Here is a 17,632-nt window from a genome sequence, read left to right on the forward strand (position 1 = left end):
TCAGGCACGCAGCAGCGCTGAAATTTCAGCGGTGCGCTGTTTCAGTAGTGCCGTGTTGCCACGGGTTTCCACATTCAGGCGCAGGAGTGGTTCGGTATTGGAGCTGCGCAGGTTGAAACGCCAATCCCCAAAGTCAGCGCTGATCCCGTCGGTGTGATCGATGGTGGGTGACTGTGCTGTGTAATGGTCCATGACACGTGCGGTGGCGGCTTTGGTGTCAGCGATCTTGAAGTTGATTTCGCCGCTGCACGGGAACTGTTGCATACGGTGTTCGACCAGGTTGGCCAACGAGCGACCGCTGCGTGAGATCAGTTCGGCGAGCAGCAACCACGGGATCATGCCCGAGTCGGCGTAGGAAAATTCGCGGAAATAATGGTGCGCGCTCATCTCGCCGCCGTACACGGCGTTCTCCTTGCGCATCTTTTCCTTGATGAAGGCATGACCGCTCTTGGACAGTACCGGGATTCCGCCGGCGGCCTCAATCATTTCGACCGTGTTCCAGGTGAGGCGCGGGTCATGGACGATCTTCCCGCCAGGATGCTTGGACAAAATGACTGCCGCTAACAGGCCAACCAGATAGTAGCCCTCAATAAAGCGGCCGTTGTGATCAAAGAAGAAGCATCGGTCGAAATCTCCATCCCAGGCGATACCGAGGTCGGCACCGTGATGCTTGACGGCTTGTGCGGTGGCATCGCGGTTTTCGGGCAGCAGTGGGTTTGGAATGCCGTTGGGAAAGTGGCCGTTCGGTTCGTGGCATACGCGCACGAATTCGAACGGTAGATGTGGGGCAAGCAGGTCGATGATCAGGCCGGCACTGCCGTTGCCGGCGTTGACCACCAGCTTCAGCGGCTTAAGTGCGTTTATGTCGACGTAGCTCAGCAGGTGTGCAATGTAGGCCGATTTGTCCGGATCATGATGTTCGATGGCCGTGGGAGTCGCGATGGTTGCCGTGTCGGCGGCAACAACATCGCGGATGGTGAACAGGCCGGTGTCCGAACTGATCGGGCGTGCTTGCTGGCGTACCAGTTTCATCCCGTTGTAATCCATCGGGTTGTGACTGGCGGTGACCATCACGCCACCCGCCGCATTGCGATACTGCGTTTGGAAGTAGACCTCTTCGGTACCGCAGAGGCCGATATCGATCACTTCGCGGCCGCTGGCGCGCAGGCCGGCCGAGAGTGCCTCTTGTAATGATTGACTTGTCAGGCGCACATCGTGGCCCAGGACCACCGGGGCTGCTATGTCCAACTGTGCCGCCAGCGCGACGCCGATTCGGCGGGCCAAGTCCTCGTTCAATTCATCCGGCACGCGGCCGCGGATATCGTAGGCCTTGAAGGCGGGTAGTGACATGGGTAACTCCTGGTTAAACGTTCATGCAGTGTAGCTGGAGCCAGTGCTGTTTAGGTGTTGCGCAGGTTGAGTGTGGTTACGAAGAGCGGATTATTTCTCTGTATTTATGTGCGATAGGCGGCTGTGCACCTGAATGGATCAGACATTTAAATGCTTGATGCCCAGTGTACGGGTGATGCTGAGCACAATGGATGTGCAAGCTGCTTGGATGTGATCGTTGTGTTGAGCGCATTGTGGAGGCTGCTAGCCAGACTGTGATGTGTGGTTGAGGCTGTCTCCGGGTGATATTTGCAGTGTTGCATGCTGTCTTCTTGAAGGTCCCGCATAAACATAAGGATGATGCTCGCTCATGATGCGGATGGCTGGGCTGGTGCGAGTCGCTGATGGGGTGATTGCGTTGTAGGGAGGATGTGCCTGATCTCGGTGCGCGTCATCGGCATGCAACACGAGTAAACGGTTCCAGCACCACCACGGTTGGTTAACCGTGTGGCTGATGAGGTGGGTGATGCCATGAGAAAGCAATGATCGGTGCAGTTGGAGGACCTCTTGCTTGGGATCGGTGCGTTCCGAGTGATGGACGAGGGCGCCACTGGATTTGAGCGATGTCAGCGGGCGGACGGTGAGGGTGCGTTCTGGCTCTGGATGCTTCAGCAGCAATAAGGTGTGTGTGATGATCGGTAGAAGTTTTGCGACCGACGTGAGGATATCGACGGCTGCACGTCATAACATAGGTTCATGATGATCGATGGTGGGCATGGCGGCGTGATCGTCCGGACCCAGAGTGGGTCACCCTTGCAGATCGTGGGCACGCTTGGACTCATCTGGCCGGATGAACCCTATGTACATCGACTCTCTCAGCTGTGGGCAAGAGCTCTACATCAGCGTTGTCCCGAAGATCAGCAGCCATTTCATCCGAGTTGCCGCCATCGAAAGATGTCCCTTGGAGTCCATCTCGGAATCCTAGTGGCACGGGCCGAACTGCCTATCGAATATCGGTGCTCGTCAATGATTCATCCTCCTCGATCAACACGAGGCTGTGTCTCAGCTCGAAAAATGACGCAAAAAGTAAAATTAAAAGCAGAAAATTCGCGGTTGCTTTGATCAGGTGTTCAATACGAAGACCAGTGACGTTGATGAAGACGTGGTATCGACCGGCTTGGCCAATCCCTGTACACATTGAGTTCAAACGATTGAGGAGTTGTGTAATAGAGGTTTGTTTTTCAGATCACTGAATGACTTGGGTATGGATACCACCGTGGCGAATGGAGAATTGCTGTTCGACTTGTTTGCAACGTTGGTCGAATAAGGCAGTTAAGTTGATCGATAAGGGATTAATCGTCAGGGAAGCCGCCGCCGCTATCCAGGTCGGTAAAGTCCGCCTTATACACGGCACTGCGAAATGCCACCGCCTTGATATCTTCCTTGCCATGCATGACGAGGCTTGATGGTGATATTTCGGTAGTATTAAGCCAGCAGCACCGTTACTGACCACGGCCGGACGCGCGCGGAAATCTCCAAGCTGTTGGCCGAGACGACGCATGATCTTTGGGAAAATCTGTCGTACATCGGCCCAGACCGTGTTATCCGGTGGACTTGCATCGACGTCTAAGCCGTACGTCTTGTATCGGTTGATCTGGCAACGGTCTGTTGCCTCGTCATTGGCCGATGCCAAATGCAATGTGAACACCGTCATGCTGGGAGCGGCAAACGGTGCGCAAACTTTCGAGTTGAACAAGGTTGGTGCGTCTTGACTCCCAAGGATACGGTGAAGGATGAGGAATTCGGTGACAGCGACGCCGCCGCTGCCAGCAGCGGCAAGGTATCTTTACCCGATATCGAATCGGCCAGGAAAGCCGATTTCGGCAAGCTATTGCGCAAGGAGATGAAACCGTCGTCATGCTGCAACAAGGCCAGCTTGATTGCCAAGCTCAAAGTCATAGATCCAGCGGCCACACCCCGCAGCTGATTTCGCCAACACGCATACTTATTTTTTTCCAGTTATTAAAGAAACATCTCAACACGCTTTCGGCACACTGACTGAAATTGTGTTCAGGACACCGATTATCGATCATTGAAATATTTAATATTTAGTATATTTAAATTCAAGTATCGATCATTGGAATATCTTCCGATATCAGTAAATGTGTGGTGATGATTTAATCAAAAATCTATTATTTGAGTATCAGTAATTAATGCTTGACCAATTTCATTATTTTTCTCCATAATTGTGAATCTAATCACACAATAATTGTGATTAGAGTATTTTTAATTATAGTTGGAGAATAAATATGCGTGAATTGACATTAGCCGAAATCGACAACGTATCTGGTGCGGATTTCGGTACACGGCTCGAAGCTGCCATTGTCGGGAGCATCGTTGCCGGTTGGGCTGGTTCCATCTGGGGTGGTACTCGCGGCGGTGATGGCGGTGGCATCATAGGCATTGGGACCATCGGGCAAGGTGTCGGCATGCTGTATGGCGGCCTTCTTGGGGTGGTCGGAGGCTTTGTCGGAGGTTTTATCCTTGACAAAACGGCAACCTATAACATTAGTACTAGCTTTGGGCAATCGGTCTTTAACGGTACGTTCGCGAAGTAAGCTGTGGTGTGGTCTAGGCAGCTGGATGCATTCCAGCTGCTTAGTCCGTTCGATGAGACGTTGTTGCAGACATAGAATGAGAAGACAAGGCAGCTGCTGGGATCTTGAATGAGCTGTCCGTCGTCGACATCAAGTCATCGCCAACACGTTTTAGTGACCATGTCGCACATCATGCGCAACTTGATCAATCAGTTGCTCCAAGCGATGCAGTTCGACGTGGTGACCGCGTACAACTTGTGCTACATGTGCCGCAAGCTATAAGCACCCTTGACCGTGGCGTGGATGCATTGGATGCTCATCATTAACGCTACAGCTTGCTGATCCGTCGGGTATCTTTTTCACCACGGCACCAGGCACGATAGCCGCTTATGCTCACGCGCAACATTTCACAGATGTTGGAAGCGGGATGTCACGGAGCTGCGCATCGTTCAATGTCGACGTGCATCTTCATGCCATGCTTTCTCCGTGTGCAACCGTGATAGTTTCACCTGCTCGTCTCTAACCGGCTTGGCACATGTGCCCACAAACGTGCCGACCTCGGACACTTTTTCTCTTCTTTCAAATCTCGATGCTGGCCATCGACACTTGAAAAAAGAAAAAACGATAGGCAACTCACTCGGTACGTTTGCTCGAAATCGACTTGATTTCTAGCGCATTACATTGATGACCTTAGATATAAAAGTGACTCAATTGCTCATGACAAAGCCCCCGATTGTAATCATTTTTCAATGTATATTTAATGATACCGTCACCGTTGAAATTGCCTTCAAAGTTTTGATAAAGCGTTTTGATGGTCTGTTACACAACCACATTGGTGTAGTGCTGGTAGCACACCGCTAGCATTCCGGCTTTTTGGTCACAAGCGCTACGGGTTACTCCATGCTTGATTTGCTAGAGTCCACTTCTGTGATCGTGCTTCTTCTCGTGCATTAAGTTCATTCGTTTTTTAAACGCATCACCTGTGCAGCACAATTTCTGCGTCGATGATCTTTGTGGCACCAGGCACCAGGCACCAGGCACCAGGCACCAGGCACCAGGCACCAGGCACCAGGCACCAGGCACCAGGCACCAGGCACCAGCCGGTAGGTGTGGAGGGCATCACGGGATGATAAGTATCAGGATGCGCCAAGATGGCAGCAAGCAAACTTTCATCTTCGATAAGAAGATCAGCATCATCCAGGGCTTTATCCTGCAGGAGATCGAATACGATAACTCACTCAGCATGAGTGATTAACGTTTTCCTGCAGTTTTGATATGTGTATATTTTGTTCAGAACAGGAGCCGAAACATGCTTGTCATCCACCTAACCGTTGAACTGGAAACTTGCCTTGAAGCAGGAGAGTAGGTCACCGGGCGCACCAAAATTTTCTATGTCCTCGAAGCTATCCTGGACGATCTCGAAGATTTTTACCTTGCGGAGTAACCCCTGATTGAGATCCACACGGGTTGCAGCAAAACCTGCGGCTTAGTTAGAAGGAAGTGGAGCGAAGCCTTGGCCTGGCAGATTGCATTCGACAAGGTTTCCAAGAAGGAATCAGCACAGTTGGAAAATCAAACGGCAGAATCCATAACCGCCTTTTTGCATAAACGTGTTGCTGTATTCGACGACCCGCAATTAGCGAAGCTTTCAAAAGGTCCCAAGCTTAAAATCTTCTGTGAGTATGGCATAGGGGACTATCGAATCATTGCCAGCATTGCAGGGGGTACCTTGCGCATCCTCGTCGTGTGTATGAGAAACCGCAGAGGTGTATTGGACATGATCGATGACAGCGACCAGATTGATCCGCGCCCTGCCAATCTTGGCAGCGATGGTCCGCTACGTCTGTTGGAGAACGGCAAGGAAGTCGGTGGTAGAGTGAGTTGCACGCCATTTTCATCAGATCAAGGTGTTGCGTGTTGAGCGCCTTGTCACCAACGAGGGGGCGTTCACTGGATTGGTGTCCACGGCCATCACCGATGAGCTCTTGCCAGCGAGATACTTGATGAATCAAGTAAGCCAACGATGCTTGTATCGTCGAAATTGACAACACGTGCGGTCACACTCTGCAGAAGACTCTCAAATCACATTTTCGAACACTTTTACGTGATCTTGGACAAGACGCTTGGGTGACAGTGGCAAAGACTCAGTAGAAAGCACGCAGGATCAGCTCAGAGGAGCAGGTGCGTATGCCAAGGGACCCGACAGCTTGCCTCATACTTAAATTTCCTGCGTTGAGCGCCCAATTTCAAGCGGGACGAGATTAAGCAGCACTCGAACCACGCGCGAGTGCTGCTATTGGGTACAGCTTAGCTAGGCGCAGCGCGAAGAGTAGTAGCACCAGGAACAGCAGCACGTCGAGAAAAAGTAACAGCAGCTTGAACAACGCTCGAAACGTGCCGCGTGCATCGTATAAATGACCGCATGCAGATCGTGGAAGTCGTCGGTGGTGATGCGCTTACGTAGGTACCGCAGCACTTCGGTCGAATTGAGTTCGTCGTGTGCCTGGCGTGCGTATTCCATAAAACCGGGAGCGTCATCATCATGCGTGTTGCTGTGTATTTATTTTGTAACGCATGAAGGCAAATGCGATGAGCAAAGTAACCTTTACCTTCCGGGTGGATGAGGTCTTGAAAAACGCATTCGCCACGACTGTGAAGGCCCATGACCACAGCGGTGCGCTGCTTCTCCACGACTTCATCTGCGCGGGTGTGCAGGAGCAACAGCAAGCCGCTGAGCATGACGCTTGGTTCCATCGTCAGGTGCAAACCGGCTTGGACTCGGCCAACGTTGCCTGCCTGGTGCCGGTTGCCAAGGTCGAAGTCAAGTGTGCGGTCTGTCACGTGGCTGGCTCCAAGCATCCAAATGATGGAATTGCACTGGATGCCCGAAGCGATCTATGACTACATCAAGGTTAGGTTGCCCTTGCCCTTGATGAGTTGTTTGAAAAGAAAGTTGGTTGCCTGGCCGACCACGTTGGCTGTGTCGCGTTGCCGGTACCCTAAAACTGTTAGCACAGCAAAACTATATCTTGGTCTATAACGTGGCTAGCGACCCGATGCGCGTGTTGCGTGTCCTGCACGCGGCCAAGCAGGAAGGCCAGCATGGGGAGGGATTGCGTATAGCTTGCTTGATTTTTCAAGCGTATCGAAAAGCACCTGTAAGGGTGGTAATCCCATTGATGTATGTTGTTTGCCCACGGCGGGTACAGCTCGAAGTCTGCGTTCGCCGGTGTCCCGTAGCACTGTGGCGTGTCTGCATAGAACAGGCTACGGCCTATGAATGTTGCATCGTCATCCTTGGTTAAATTGCTATTAGCGGTAAGTTTCCCCATTGTCTTTCTCGAAGCGTTGCATAAAAACCGGCTCTGAGTACTGGATGGTTGGATATTCCACTCTGGCGACTTTTTCACCGATCTTGCTGAGCCTGAATAACTCTGAGACTGCCATTAATCGTTTTAATGGCTGACGCTGCTTAAGATCGGTTTTGTTCAATGCATGATTATCAAATCCTGACAACATGGTGAGTGTGCGGTCAGTTTGATCTTGCTATTCCATGACGATCAGTTGAGCTGCAAAATCTCTTCATTGTCCCGTTGACCTAGCTACGCACTGAATGATTCGTGTCATCGGCATGCGTGGTGTTCATCGGTGTACCTGAGACGTCTGTGGAGACCATCAATGTGGCGAACAGCGTCATCATGGCTATTGCATTGGTCATTTCTCCATCCACACATCATTGCGTTGGGCTGAAGTGTAACGCGCACCTTCCGGTGCATGAGTCTCTGTTAACATCCAGTGTGCAGCAGGATTCAAATCTGGAAAGTACAAGCTCTCCTCCAGGTCAGAGATGATGTCCATGCAAACGACATCGATATTCATCCCATACATCACGTTGAACACTTGATCCACTATCTACGCTGGCAAGGCCATGTATTCAATCGAGGTGACGTTCGGAGCCGGAGGGTTCTCCCGCACGTTCAGGTGCCAGGAGGTTTGCGTGATTCTGAAAGCATGAATTTTCCTGCCGAACATCAACACGCAAATGTCGTGTTTCTTGTGGATCTTTATCTTGGAAATTCAAAGGAGCAAGTATGAGTCTCTTTTCGTACCACCTATTGATAGCTATGACGTTACTCCTTATCGTCAATCGCATCACTGGAGTGTGTATTCGTCACGAAAATAGACGAGCCCCATTCCCTGATCATCTTACCCTCGTCGGTACTGGCTAAGATCAATGGGATTTTCTTCACATAGCAAGACAGCCTCACCATGCTGATTCAACCCAAAAAAGATCTTCGACGATGGTTGCCGGAATCCCCAGCTTAGTTCAAGGAGCAAACAGTTGCTGCGGTATGAAGATAGACATCCGAAAAAATAACAACGATCACACAGTTTCATGAAGGACACCACATAACAAGGGCGTATGTGCCTGTGGCACGCCGTTGCTGCTGGTCATCTCGATTCAATTTTTATGATCGCTTTACATGTTCCATATCGAATGTAAGGCGAGCTTGTTTATTTGGAGTATTGCGGCTTGAAATCAATGACCTCCGCACTTGTTTTTAAGCTTTGCCGCTTCTGAAAATGATCGATAAAAAAATGACGAGGAGCACCACCACCGACGCAGTCCAACTCAACTTCGGTCAGCTCACGCACTTGGCCCGAGGCAAATTCACGTGCGAGTCCTTTGGACATTGTTTTGATTTGCATTGAAAGTTTCTCAGCGTTGTCTCGGTGGGGGGCAATTTCTCATCGACCAATAAAGCCTGGTTTATCAAATGGATGATGAGCCCTATGCCAAGTTTTTGGCTTTATTCTCCTTCTGGAAAAAAGTAATACCCCCTATTTGACTTTAATATCAATAAATTTCTCATTAGTTGCGCGATAATAATAGAAATTCATCACATGAATCGCATAAAAACAGAAGTGTATTTTGGCCATGCTCATTAAAGGACAAATGAAAACGATGCAAAAGATATTTGTTGCCAGAACGATTCTGGCATCAACGTTGGCGACGGTCTTGAGTGCCTGCGGCGATCCATTAGTACGCCCAGAGACACCGCCATCCAACACGACCCCAACGACCCCAACGACCCCAACGACCCCAACGACCCCAACGACCCCAACGACCCCAACTCCGGAACCATGGGTAATTTCCGAGTTCAACGCGCACCTTGATTTGACTAATACCAAAGCCGCGCATGCACTTGGTTTGACTGGTAATGGCTCCATTATTGGTGTGGTTGACTCCGGCGTGAATCGTAACCACATCGCGTTACAGGGGAAGGTGATCCGCAACAATGTCTATGTGGATCATCAAGACCCTTCGACTCCAGACGATGTTGATGGCCATGGCACCGTAGTGGCGCAGCTGGCTGCTGGTAAGCCAGTTGAATACTGGCCCGGTGGCATCGCACCCGGCGCATCTATCTTCTCAGCGCGTGTTTTCTCGTCTGAAGCTGAAGAAGCAAAAGGAGATAAAAGTCAAGGGACAACACTCCCGAATGAGATATTGCGGATACATCGCATCAATGCCGATATGAGCGCTGCCGGAGTGCGCATCCAGAATAATTCGTGGGGCTATAAGCGCAAAGACACGGACAATGAACCAATATGGACAGCTCCAATAGTCACTAGTTTGTATGTGGACGCTTACAGTGATTTCGTGCTTGGCAACAATGGGTTGGTGGTATTTGCCAGTGGTAACGCAAGCCAACCGCAACCGAGCCAACTTGCCAGGTTGCCGAGCTTGCCCACTGTGGAAGGCGCGCCATCGGCAGCCGACCTGGAAAGAGGGTGGTTAGTGGTCGCTGCATTAGACAGTTTTGATCACCCGGACCAGTTGGCTTCTTACTCGAATCACTGCGGCATCGCAATGCACTATTGCCTGGCTGCGCCGGGTGATGTTGCGTTCATTGATTCCACCATGACTACCAGTGATGTTTACAGTCATGACGGCTATAAAGGCGGTGGAGGCACCTCATTTGCAGCGCCGTTGGTCTCAGGTGCAGCGGCGTTGGTGTGGGAGGCATTTCCATACTTCAGCAACGACCTGGTACGTCAGACCCTGCTTGGGACGGCCACCGATCTCGGCGCACCGGGTGTGGACGAAGTATTCGGCTATGGCGCCCTGAATGTGGGTAAAGCGGTGTTGGGTCCGGCCAAGTTTGACTGGGGCGATGTTCAGGTCAACTTCGATGACAGGCGTTCAACCTGGGCCAATGACATCAGCGGCAGCGGCGGCTTGATCAAGGGGGGTAACGGAACGCTGGTGCTGGCTGGCAGCAACAACCAATACACTGGGGCGACCCAGGTGCTAGGAGGGACCCTCCAGGTGTCCAGCTTGGGTGCGTCCGCGGTGAGCGTGGGTAATAGTGCGACGTTGATTGGTAGCGGTCACTTCGGCGGCGGGGTGAGCAATGCCGGGACCCTGGAGATTGGGACCGATGGACTCAAGCTCCAGGGCGATTACATCCAATCAGAGACAGGGCGCCTTGCGTTGCATGTGGGCGATCAACTGAGCGTAGCAGGCAGTGCCATCCTCAAAGGGGGCGAACTGCAGGTGCTGGGCAAGCGTGATTATGTGAGCTTGAATACCTTCTACAGCGTGTTGCATGCCGATGGTGGCTTGACCGGCACGTTCTCGGGGTTGACCTGGGGTCCGGCGGTGCTGCTTGGACAAGGTCAGCTTAACTACGATGGCAACAATGCTAACGTGACGCTCCAACGCCTGGACGTCAGTGCGGCGGCCCGTGCATTGGGGATTGTCGATGATGTTGCGCAGGCTTCTGCCAATCGTGTCGAGCATGCGTTCCGTGAGCTTGACGTACAGCAGGCCCAAGGCCGTGGCCGGTTGCCCAGCACTTTTATTGCGGCGGCGGCGGCCTTGCAACAATCGTCTAGCCCGCAGGTGGCGGCGGCTTCATTGCAAAGTTTGTCCGGGCAAGGGCATGTTGCGGCGGCGGCGGCCAGCTTTGATGCCATTGATGTGGGACGGCGCAGCCTTGCCACGCGTCTGGATGAGCGTACGCCTGGTGAGCGTGTTGTGACGTGGCGTCAGGCCTTGGGTGGTCCCGGCCAAGATGGGGCCGCCGGCGGCACATTCGCCCTGTCTGGATGGTTACTTGGACACGATACACAACTGGCCTCCGGCGACATTGTTGGTTTTGCTTTTGGTCAGATCAATGCCAGTCCATCCGGGAGCGTGGCAGGGTTGCGTGGGCTGGACAGACAAGTGCAAGGACACGTGTATGTGCAGCGCACCCAGGGTCCGTTGTATGTCTTGGGCCAGCTTGGTTTTGGCAGTTTCCAGCGGCGCCTGGACCGGCATCTGCAACTGGGTGACTGGAGCGATTGGACATCCAGCCGCTACCGCGGGCAATTTTTCAGCGGCAGTGTGGAGGCTGGCTATCACTGGCGCCAGGGTGCATGGGCCTTGACTCCGTATCTTGGCCTGGATCAAACCCAGCTGCGGACAGATGGATTTCAGGAGCAGGGGGGTGCGGGCTTTGGCTTACAGGTGCAGGCCGCTCAAGCCACGCGCAGTCAGCTACTGGCCGGTGTGCGTACGCAGTGGGGCTGGCGTGGTGTGATGCTGCGGGGCTATGGTGAGTGGCAGCAGACCTTGCGTCAGAACGGGTTGAATCCCCACGCCAGCTTCACGGCGACAGCGTCGTGGACGCCCTTGGTGGCTGCACCGTGGCCCGGTCGTTCGGGCGGTGTCCTTGGATTATCAATGGTCTGGCCGGTAGGGGGGATCGCAGGACAGTGGAACATGGGTGTGGAGCACCACTTTGGTGCACGTGGTCGCGACGATAGCCTTGGCCTGCGTTACCAGCTGGGTTTTTAGTCTTGGGTATGGAGGCTGACGCACGGTGATCCCGTGCGTCGGTGGTGTCCCGGATGGGGGCGCTTTCACCCAGTGGCGTATTGATAGCGCACACATGCTGACACAGCAAGCGTGAGGTCCGGCGTGGGCATGGGTCGCTGACCTGGCGTCACTGGATTGAAAGTGCGGTGTGCAGATCCAAGCTCTGAGAAGCACTCAAAAAACGGGGAACGCAGTACCCTGATATCCACATTTTCGATACCTTGCTTGCCTGATGTTCCTGATCGGGGCGATGCAGGATCGGGCGATAGTACGTGTCGCGCTTGGGGTGTTGCTGAAATAGTAAGCCAGCCGCACATGTTGCCATTACTGCTGCAGATGATTTGTTTTGCACCAGAGGCGGATGTCAAGGCCGTGTCCGGCCAGATCATGATCTGGATGAATGTCAGGTGGATGCTGAGATCGATCCGTGGCGACGTACTAGTATCCCCCCCCCCAAACTCTGAGACTTCCAACAGCTGTTGGATGTTTCTATCCTTGATTGAAGGTGCCATGAACATTACCAGTTTGTAACTGGTGGCCCAGCCCAAGCGGGTTGTTTACGAAGCCGGCTTGTTCACGTTTTTTTCTTTTTCTCTCTGAGACAAAGCATCTAACGCGTATTTAGATTGATAAAAATCAAGTGCTTGGGTGATAATAATGTGAATTATGTCTCATAAAATGCATGGGCGAAGTGTGTTTTGGCCATGCTTATTCAAGGGGAAAGGAAAACGATGAAAAAGATATTTGTTGCCAGGACGATCCTGGCGACGACGTTAACTACTGTCTTGAGTGCTTGCGGCGGCGGTGGATTAGTCCGTCCAGATACCCCCACGACGCCCACACCCACACCAGCACCCACACCAGCACCCACACCAGCACCCACACCAGCACCCACACCAGCACCCACACCAGCACCCACACCAGCACCCACACCAGCACCCACACCAGCACCCACACCAGCACCCACACCAGCACCCACACCAGCACCCACACCAGCACCCACACCAGCACCCACACCAGCACCCACACCAGCACCCACACCAGCACCCACACCCACACCCACACCCACACCCACACCCACACCCACACCCACACCCACACCCACACCCACACCCACACCCACACCCACACCCACACCCACACCCACACCCACACCCACACCCACACCCACACCCACACCCACACCCACACCCACACCCACACCCACACCCACACCCACACCAGCACCCACACCAGCACCCACACCAGCACCCACACCCACACCCACACCCACACCCACACCAGCACCAGCACCCACACCCACACCCACACCCACACCCACACCCACACCAGCACCAGCACCAGCACTGCCCCCGCTGGAACCATCGTTAGCCGCCAAGATCCGGATCCACCTTGATCTGACTAATACAGAAGCCGCGCATGCGCTTGGTTTGACTGGTAATGGCTCCATTATTGGCATGGTCGACTCTGGCGTGAATCGTAACCACATTGCGTTGCAGGGGAAGGTGATCCGCAACGGTATCTATAATTTCTATACGAATTATCACGACCCCTCGGCTCCAGACGATGTTGCCGAGCATGGCACCGAAGTGGCACAGCTCGCTGCTGGTAGTCCGGTTAACTACTGGCCCGGTGGCATCGCACCCGGTGCGACTATCTTTTCAGCGCGTGTTTTCACGTCTTTAGAAGAAATGGAAGTACAAATACAAGAAGAAATACAAGCAGCACAAAATGGTAGCGTTTCACCAGCCGACAATAATTTTGAAGCAGAAGCATCCAAGATACAGCTTATTAATGCCGACATGAGCGCTGCAGGAGTGCGCATCCAAAACAACTCATGGGGCCATGGGATCGATACAATGTGGACAGATCCAAAGATCACGAGTTTTTTCGTGAATGCCTACAGTGATTTCGTACTCGGCAACAATGGGTTGGTGGTATTCACCAGTGGTAACGAAAAGCAACCGCAACCAAACCAACTTGCCAGGCTGCCAAGCTTGCCCACTATGGAAGGTGCGCCATCGGCAGCCGACCTGGAAAGAGGGTGGTTAGTGGTCGCTGCATTAGACAGTTTTGATCACCCGGACCAGTTGGCTTCTTACTCGAGTCACTGCGGCATCGCAATGCACTATTGCCTGGCTGCGCCGGGTAATGTCGTGATCATCGATTCCGCCATTACCACCAGCCATGTTGGCAATGATGGCTATCTAATAGATAAAGGCACCTCATTTGCAGCGCCGTTGGTCTCAGGTGCAGCGGCGTTGGTGTGGGAGGCATTTCCATACTTCAGCAACGACCTGGTACGTCAGACCCTGCTTGGGACGGCCACCGATCTCGGCGCACCGGGTGTGGACGAAGTATTCGGCTATGGCGCCCTGAATGTGGGTAAAGCGGTGTTGGGTCCGGCCAAGTTTGACTGGGGCGATGTTCAGGTCAACTTCGATGACAGGCGTTCAACCTGGGCCAATGACATCAGCGGCAGCGGCGGCTTGATCAAGGGGGGTAACGGAACGCTGGTGCTGGCTGGCAGCAACAACCAATACACTGGGGCGACCCAGGTGCTAGGAGGGACCCTCCAGGTGTCCAGCTTGGGTGCGTCCGCGGTGAGCGTGGGTAATAGTGCGACGTTGATTGGTAGCGGTCACTTCGGCGGCGGGGTGAGCAATGCCGGGACCCTGGAGATTGGGACCGATGGACTCAAGCTCCAGGGCGATTACATCCAATCAGAGACAGGGCGCCTTGCGTTGCATGTGGGCGATCAACTGAGCGTAGCAGGCAGTGCCATCCTCAAAGGGGGCGAACTGCAGGTGCTGGGCAAGCGTGATTATGTGAGCTTGAATACCTTCTACAGCGTGTTGCATGCCGATGGTGGCTTGACCGGCACGTTCTCGGGGTTGACCTGGGGTCCGGCGGTGCTGCTTGGACAAGGTCAGCTTAACTACGATGGCAACAATGCTAACGTGACGCTCCAACGCCTGGACGTCAGTGCGGCGGCCCGTGCATTGGGGATTGTCGATGATGTTGCGCAGGCTTCTGCCAATCGTGTCGAGCATGCGTTCCGTGAGCTTGACGTACAGCAGGCCCAAGGCCGTGGCCGGTTGCCCAGCACTTTTATTGCGGCGGCGGCGGCCTTGCAACAATCGTCTAGCCCGCAGGTGGCGGCGGCTTCATTGCAAAGTTTGTCCGGGCAAGGGCATGTTGCGGCGGCGGCGGCCAGCTTTGATGCCATTGATGTGGGACGGCGCAGCCTTGCCACGCGTCTGGATGAGCGTACGCCTGGTGAGCGTGTTGTGACGTGGCGTCAGGCCTTGGGTGGTCCCGGCCAAGATGGGGCCGCCGGCGGCACATTCGCCCTGTCTGGATGGTTACTTGGACACGATACACAACTGGCCTCCGGCGACATTGTTGGTTTTGCTTTTGGTCAGATCAATGCCAGTCCATCCGGGAGCGTGGCAGGGTTGCGTGGGCTGGACAGACAAGTGCAAGGACACGTGTATGTGCAGCGCACCCAGGGTCCGTTGTATGTCTTGGGCCAGCTTGGTTTTGGCAGTTTCCAGCGGCGCCTGGACCGGCATCTGCAACTGGGTGACTGGAGCGATTGGACATCCAGCCGCTACCGCGGGCAATTTTTCAGCGGCAGTGTGGAGGCTGGCTATCACTGGCGCCAGGGTGCATGGGCCTTGACTCCGTATCTTGGCCTGGATCAAACCCAGCTGCGGACAGATGGATTTCAGGAGCAGGGGGGTGCGGGCTTTGGCTTACAGGTGCAGGCCGCTCAAGCCACGCGCAGTCAGCTACTGGCCGGTGTGCGTACGCAGTGGGGCTGGCGTGGTGTGATGCTGCGGGGCTATGGTGAGTGGCAGCAGACCTTGCGTCAGAACGGGTTGAATCCCCACGCCAGCTTCACGGCGACAGCGTCGTGGACGCCCTTGGTGGCTGCACCGTGGCCCGGTCGTTCGGGCGGTGTCCTTGGATTATCAATGGTCTGGCCGGTAGGGGGGATCGCAGGACAGTGGAACATGGGTGTGGAGCACCACTTTGGTGCACGTGGTCGCGACGATAGCCTTGGCCTGCGTTACCAGCTGGGTTTTTAGTCTTGGGTATGGAGGCTGACGCACGGTGATCCCGTGCGTCGGTGGTGTCCCGGATGGGGGCGCTTTCACCCAGTGGCGTATTGATAGCGCACACATGCTGAGTTCATCAGTCCAAAGGGGCCATTCCAGGAATGGCAGCCGTAGTGCGTGGGACGTTTTCGTTTCCTTGATGGAGATGTGTTCTACAGACTTATTGATTTTCTATCGGGGCAATATTGGCAGATGCCGGCCGCGGCGAAGAGTGCCGTTGCACCACAGATAATAGCGGGCGCGATGGCGTTCGATCTGGAGTGCAGCAAACCGGTCAGCAGCGGACCGAGGATTTGGCCGATAACGCCGGTGAGTGTGAACAGCCCAACTAAGTTGATGTGGTGTGGTGCGCGAAGTCGTCTGGTCAGAGGTATCACCAGAGATGTGGTTCCCATGAAGGTTGCGCCGAAACCGATGCAGCTGATCACTAATATTAAGGGAGTGTGACTGAGCAGTGTCAGCAATACGCAACAGCCTTGAATGAGCAGGTTGATTGTCAAGCATCGCCGCGTGCCCCAGCGGTGCGCCGCCCACAGCCAGGCAAAGCAGCTGGGAATGATGCTTAGCCCGACCAGCGACCACAGGTGTTCGGCAAAGAAAGGGACAGTGAGTGTTTTTGCCATCAGTGGCAGGTAGGTGGCGACGATGATGTAGCCGAACCCCGCACAGCTATACAGCACAGCCAATTGCCACCAGAGAAAGGCCTCTTGCCGTGCTGAGGGTGCTCCGGTCTCACGAAGCCCATCGCACCCGCGTGGTGTCAGCAGCATCAGCAGCAGCAGCAGGATAAGGGATAAAAAGCTGGCCCCACACCATAATCCACTGGCGTTCAGCCCATGACGCAGACCGATAACAACGTATTCGTTGCCCAATAAAATCCCGATACCGACGCCAGCGTACAGCGACGCAAGCACCCATACGTTAAGCGTATGCCGCATCACGGTGATGGAGCCGAAAATCATCATGGCGGCGCTGGCAACGCCTGCTGCGAAACGGATGACCATCACCAGAAAAAAATCGTTAGTGAACGCCATTGTGAAGATCAGCACATTGGTAACAATCGCAGCGCCATATAACATCAGGCAAGTGCGTGACGTGTTGCCTAACCTGCCAAAGGAAAAAAGCAGGCTTCCCAGCAGATAGCCCGTGTAGTGAGCGCTGGCTACATAGGAAAGTTGGCTAAAGGTGAAGTAGCCTTCATCCAGCATGACCGGCAGGATCGGCGTATAAAGAAACCGTCCGATTCCAATGCCAAGAGAGAGAATCATCATGCCAAACAACGCTGTTTTAAAATGATTTAAGTTGTTGGCAATCTTCTTCTCTTCCATTGCTCTCATCAGTCTGGTGTGAGAGATGCATTATGCCCTTAACTCTATTTTGCACTGAAAAGCCAAGCAGACCGTACGTCATGGAATCAGGGTTTTGATCGGTCATGGTCATTGGTATCGTTGCTGGTATCGGCATTCATGTCACGACGCAATGCCTGGAGCGCCTGTCATCTCCTATGAGCAGCGACTATTCCGTCGAGGACATGGGGTGACTGAGGCGAATCCGAGTGGCTAGCGAATGTTAAGAACGATGTTCTTCTGGTGCTTACCTGTTGGCGTTCGAGATTGCTTCAAGACTGCCTGCAAAATCGACTAGCCACACGTCCACCACTCCTGTAGTAGCCGCCTCAATAATCAGGTGTAGTCGTGTTTCAGATGATCGCT

General features: G+C 53.8%; 15 protein-coding genes. 7 read left to right on the forward strand and 8 right to left on the reverse strand.

Features of this window, described 5'->3' with window-relative positions:
• Complete coding sequence (locus PLS229_RS01190) at window positions 1-1,350, reverse strand: phosphohexomutase domain-containing protein (protein ID WP_038271104.1); 1,350 nt, start codon at window positions 1,348-1,350, stop codon at window positions 1-3.
• A gap of 243 nt (window positions 1,351-1,593) precedes the next feature.
• Window positions 1,594-2,007, reverse strand: a complete 414-nt coding sequence (locus tag PLS229_RS01195; protein WP_162814080.1) for a hypothetical protein — start codon at window positions 2,005-2,007, stop codon at window positions 1,594-1,596.
• 1,090 nt (window positions 2,008-3,097) lie between these two features.
• Here PLS229_RS01195 and PLS229_RS01200 point away from each other — a divergent pair.
• From PLS229_RS01200 to PLS229_RS11870, 3 genes are all read left to right on the forward strand, one after another.
• Window positions 3,098-3,316, forward strand: coding sequence for a hypothetical protein (locus tag PLS229_RS01200; RefSeq protein WP_152536606.1), 219 nt, complete (start codon window positions 3,098-3,100; stop codon window positions 3,314-3,316).
• A gap of 322 nt (window positions 3,317-3,638) precedes the next feature.
• Window positions 3,639-3,947, forward strand: coding sequence for a hypothetical protein (locus PLS229_RS01205; RefSeq protein ID WP_038271109.1), 309 nt, complete (start codon window positions 3,639-3,641; stop codon window positions 3,945-3,947).
• A 1,492-nt stretch (window positions 3,948-5,439) separates the two neighbouring features.
• The gene (locus PLS229_RS11870; protein WP_069636209.1) at window positions 5,440-5,847 is read left to right on the forward strand and encodes a type II toxin-antitoxin system RelE family toxin; all 408 of its coding nucleotides are present in this window, start codon (window positions 5,440-5,442) and stop codon (window positions 5,845-5,847) included.
• A 340-nt stretch (window positions 5,848-6,187) separates the two neighbouring features.
• On the opposite strand, the gene PLS229_RS12390 is transcribed toward PLS229_RS11870, so the two are convergent.
• Entirely contained in the window at window positions 6,188-6,310 is a 123-nt protein-coding gene (locus PLS229_RS12390; protein WP_267903167.1) for a hypothetical protein, read from the reverse strand.
• Between the two features lie 205 nt (window positions 6,311-6,515).
• On the opposite strand from PLS229_RS12390, the gene PLS229_RS01215 reads away from it, so the two are divergent.
• Both PLS229_RS01215 and PLS229_RS12075 read left to right on the forward strand, forming a co-directional pair.
• The gene (locus tag PLS229_RS01215; RefSeq protein ID WP_038271126.1) at window positions 6,516-6,827 is read left to right on the forward strand and encodes a hypothetical protein; all 312 of its coding nucleotides are present in this window, start codon (window positions 6,516-6,518) and stop codon (window positions 6,825-6,827) included.
• Window positions 6,828-6,883: 56 nt separating this feature from the next.
• Window positions 6,884-7,231 (forward strand): hypothetical protein, encoded by a 348-nt coding sequence (locus PLS229_RS12075; protein WP_230428150.1) that lies wholly within the window; start codon window positions 6,884-6,886, stop codon window positions 7,229-7,231.
• A 7-nt stretch (window positions 7,232-7,238) separates the two neighbouring features.
• Here PLS229_RS12075 and PLS229_RS12080 read toward each other — a convergent pair whose 3' ends face one another.
• From PLS229_RS12080 to PLS229_RS01235, 3 genes are all read right to left on the reverse strand, one after another.
• A complete protein-coding gene (locus tag PLS229_RS12080) occupies window positions 7,239-7,445 on the reverse strand; it encodes a hypothetical protein (protein ID WP_069636211.1) in 207 nt (68 codons plus the stop codon).
• Between the two features lie 195 nt (window positions 7,446-7,640).
• A complete protein-coding gene (locus PLS229_RS01230; protein ID WP_160165166.1) occupies window positions 7,641-7,805 on the reverse strand; it encodes a hypothetical protein in 165 nt (54 codons plus the stop codon).
• Window positions 7,806-8,441: 636 nt separating this feature from the next.
• Window positions 8,442-8,636, reverse strand: a complete 195-nt coding sequence (locus tag PLS229_RS01235; RefSeq protein ID WP_038271113.1) for a hypothetical protein — start codon at window positions 8,634-8,636, stop codon at window positions 8,442-8,444.
• A 256-nt stretch (window positions 8,637-8,892) separates the two neighbouring features.
• Between PLS229_RS01235 and PLS229_RS01240 the strand changes: the two genes are divergently transcribed.
• The gene (locus PLS229_RS01240; RefSeq protein ID WP_114867203.1) at window positions 8,893-11,775 is read left to right on the forward strand and encodes a S8 family serine peptidase; all 2,883 of its coding nucleotides are present in this window, start codon (window positions 8,893-8,895) and stop codon (window positions 11,773-11,775) included.
• Window positions 11,776-12,508: 733 nt separating this feature from the next.
• Here the strand turns inward: PLS229_RS01240 and PLS229_RS12395 are convergent.
• Window positions 12,509-13,174: a hypothetical protein gene (locus PLS229_RS12395; RefSeq protein WP_267903168.1), complete on the reverse strand. Its 666-nt coding sequence runs from the start codon at window positions 13,172-13,174 to the stop codon at window positions 12,509-12,511.
• A gap of 94 nt (window positions 13,175-13,268) precedes the next feature.
• On the opposite strand from PLS229_RS12395, the gene PLS229_RS01245 reads away from it, so the two are divergent.
• Window positions 13,269-15,890 carry a S8 family serine peptidase gene (locus PLS229_RS01245; RefSeq protein ID WP_267903169.1) on the forward strand — a complete coding sequence of 874 codons (2,622 nt, stop codon included), beginning with the start codon at window positions 13,269-13,271 and terminating at the stop codon, window positions 15,888-15,890.
• Window positions 15,891-16,072: 182 nt separating this feature from the next.
• On the opposite strand, the gene PLS229_RS01250 is transcribed toward PLS229_RS01245, so the two are convergent.
• The gene (locus PLS229_RS01250) at window positions 16,073-17,248 is read right to left on the reverse strand and encodes an MFS transporter (protein ID WP_230428151.1); all 1,176 of its coding nucleotides are present in this window, start codon (window positions 17,246-17,248) and stop codon (window positions 16,073-16,075) included.
• Between the last annotated feature and the right edge of the window lie 384 nt (window positions 17,249-17,632).

This window comes from Xylella taiwanensis, from assembly GCF_013177435.1.
GTDB lineage: Bacteria > Pseudomonadota > Gammaproteobacteria > Xanthomonadales > Xanthomonadaceae > Xylella > Xylella taiwanensis.

Bases quoted from the DNA above. Each gene is read 5' to 3' on its own strand.
- PLS229_RS01190 (WP_038271104.1), bottom strand. From the start codon at position 1,350: ATGTCACTACCCGCCTTCAAGGCCTACGATATCCGCGGCCGCGTGCCG.
- PLS229_RS01205 (WP_038271109.1), top strand. From the start codon at position 3,639: ATGCGTGAATTGACATTAGCCGAAATCGACAACGTATCTGGTGCGGAT.
- PLS229_RS01215 (WP_038271126.1), top strand. From the start codon at position 6,516: ATGAGCAAAGTAACCTTTACCTTCCGGGTGGATGAGGTCTTGAAAAAC.
- PLS229_RS12080 (WP_069636211.1), bottom strand. From the start codon at position 7,445: ATGTTGTCAGGATTTGATAATCATGCATTGAACAAAACCGATCTTAAG.
- PLS229_RS01230 (WP_160165166.1), bottom strand. From the start codon at position 7,805: ATGAATATCGATGTCGTTTGCATGGACATCATCTCTGACCTGGAGGAG.
- PLS229_RS01235 (WP_038271113.1), bottom strand. From the start codon at position 8,636: ATGCAAATCAAAACAATGTCCAAAGGACTCGCACGTGAATTTGCCTCG.
- PLS229_RS01240 (WP_114867203.1), top strand. From the start codon at position 8,893: ATGCAAAAGATATTTGTTGCCAGAACGATTCTGGCATCAACGTTGGCG.
- PLS229_RS01250 (WP_230428151.1), bottom strand. From the start codon at position 17,248: ATGGAAGAGAAGAAGATTGCCAACAACTTAAATCATTTTAAAACAGCG.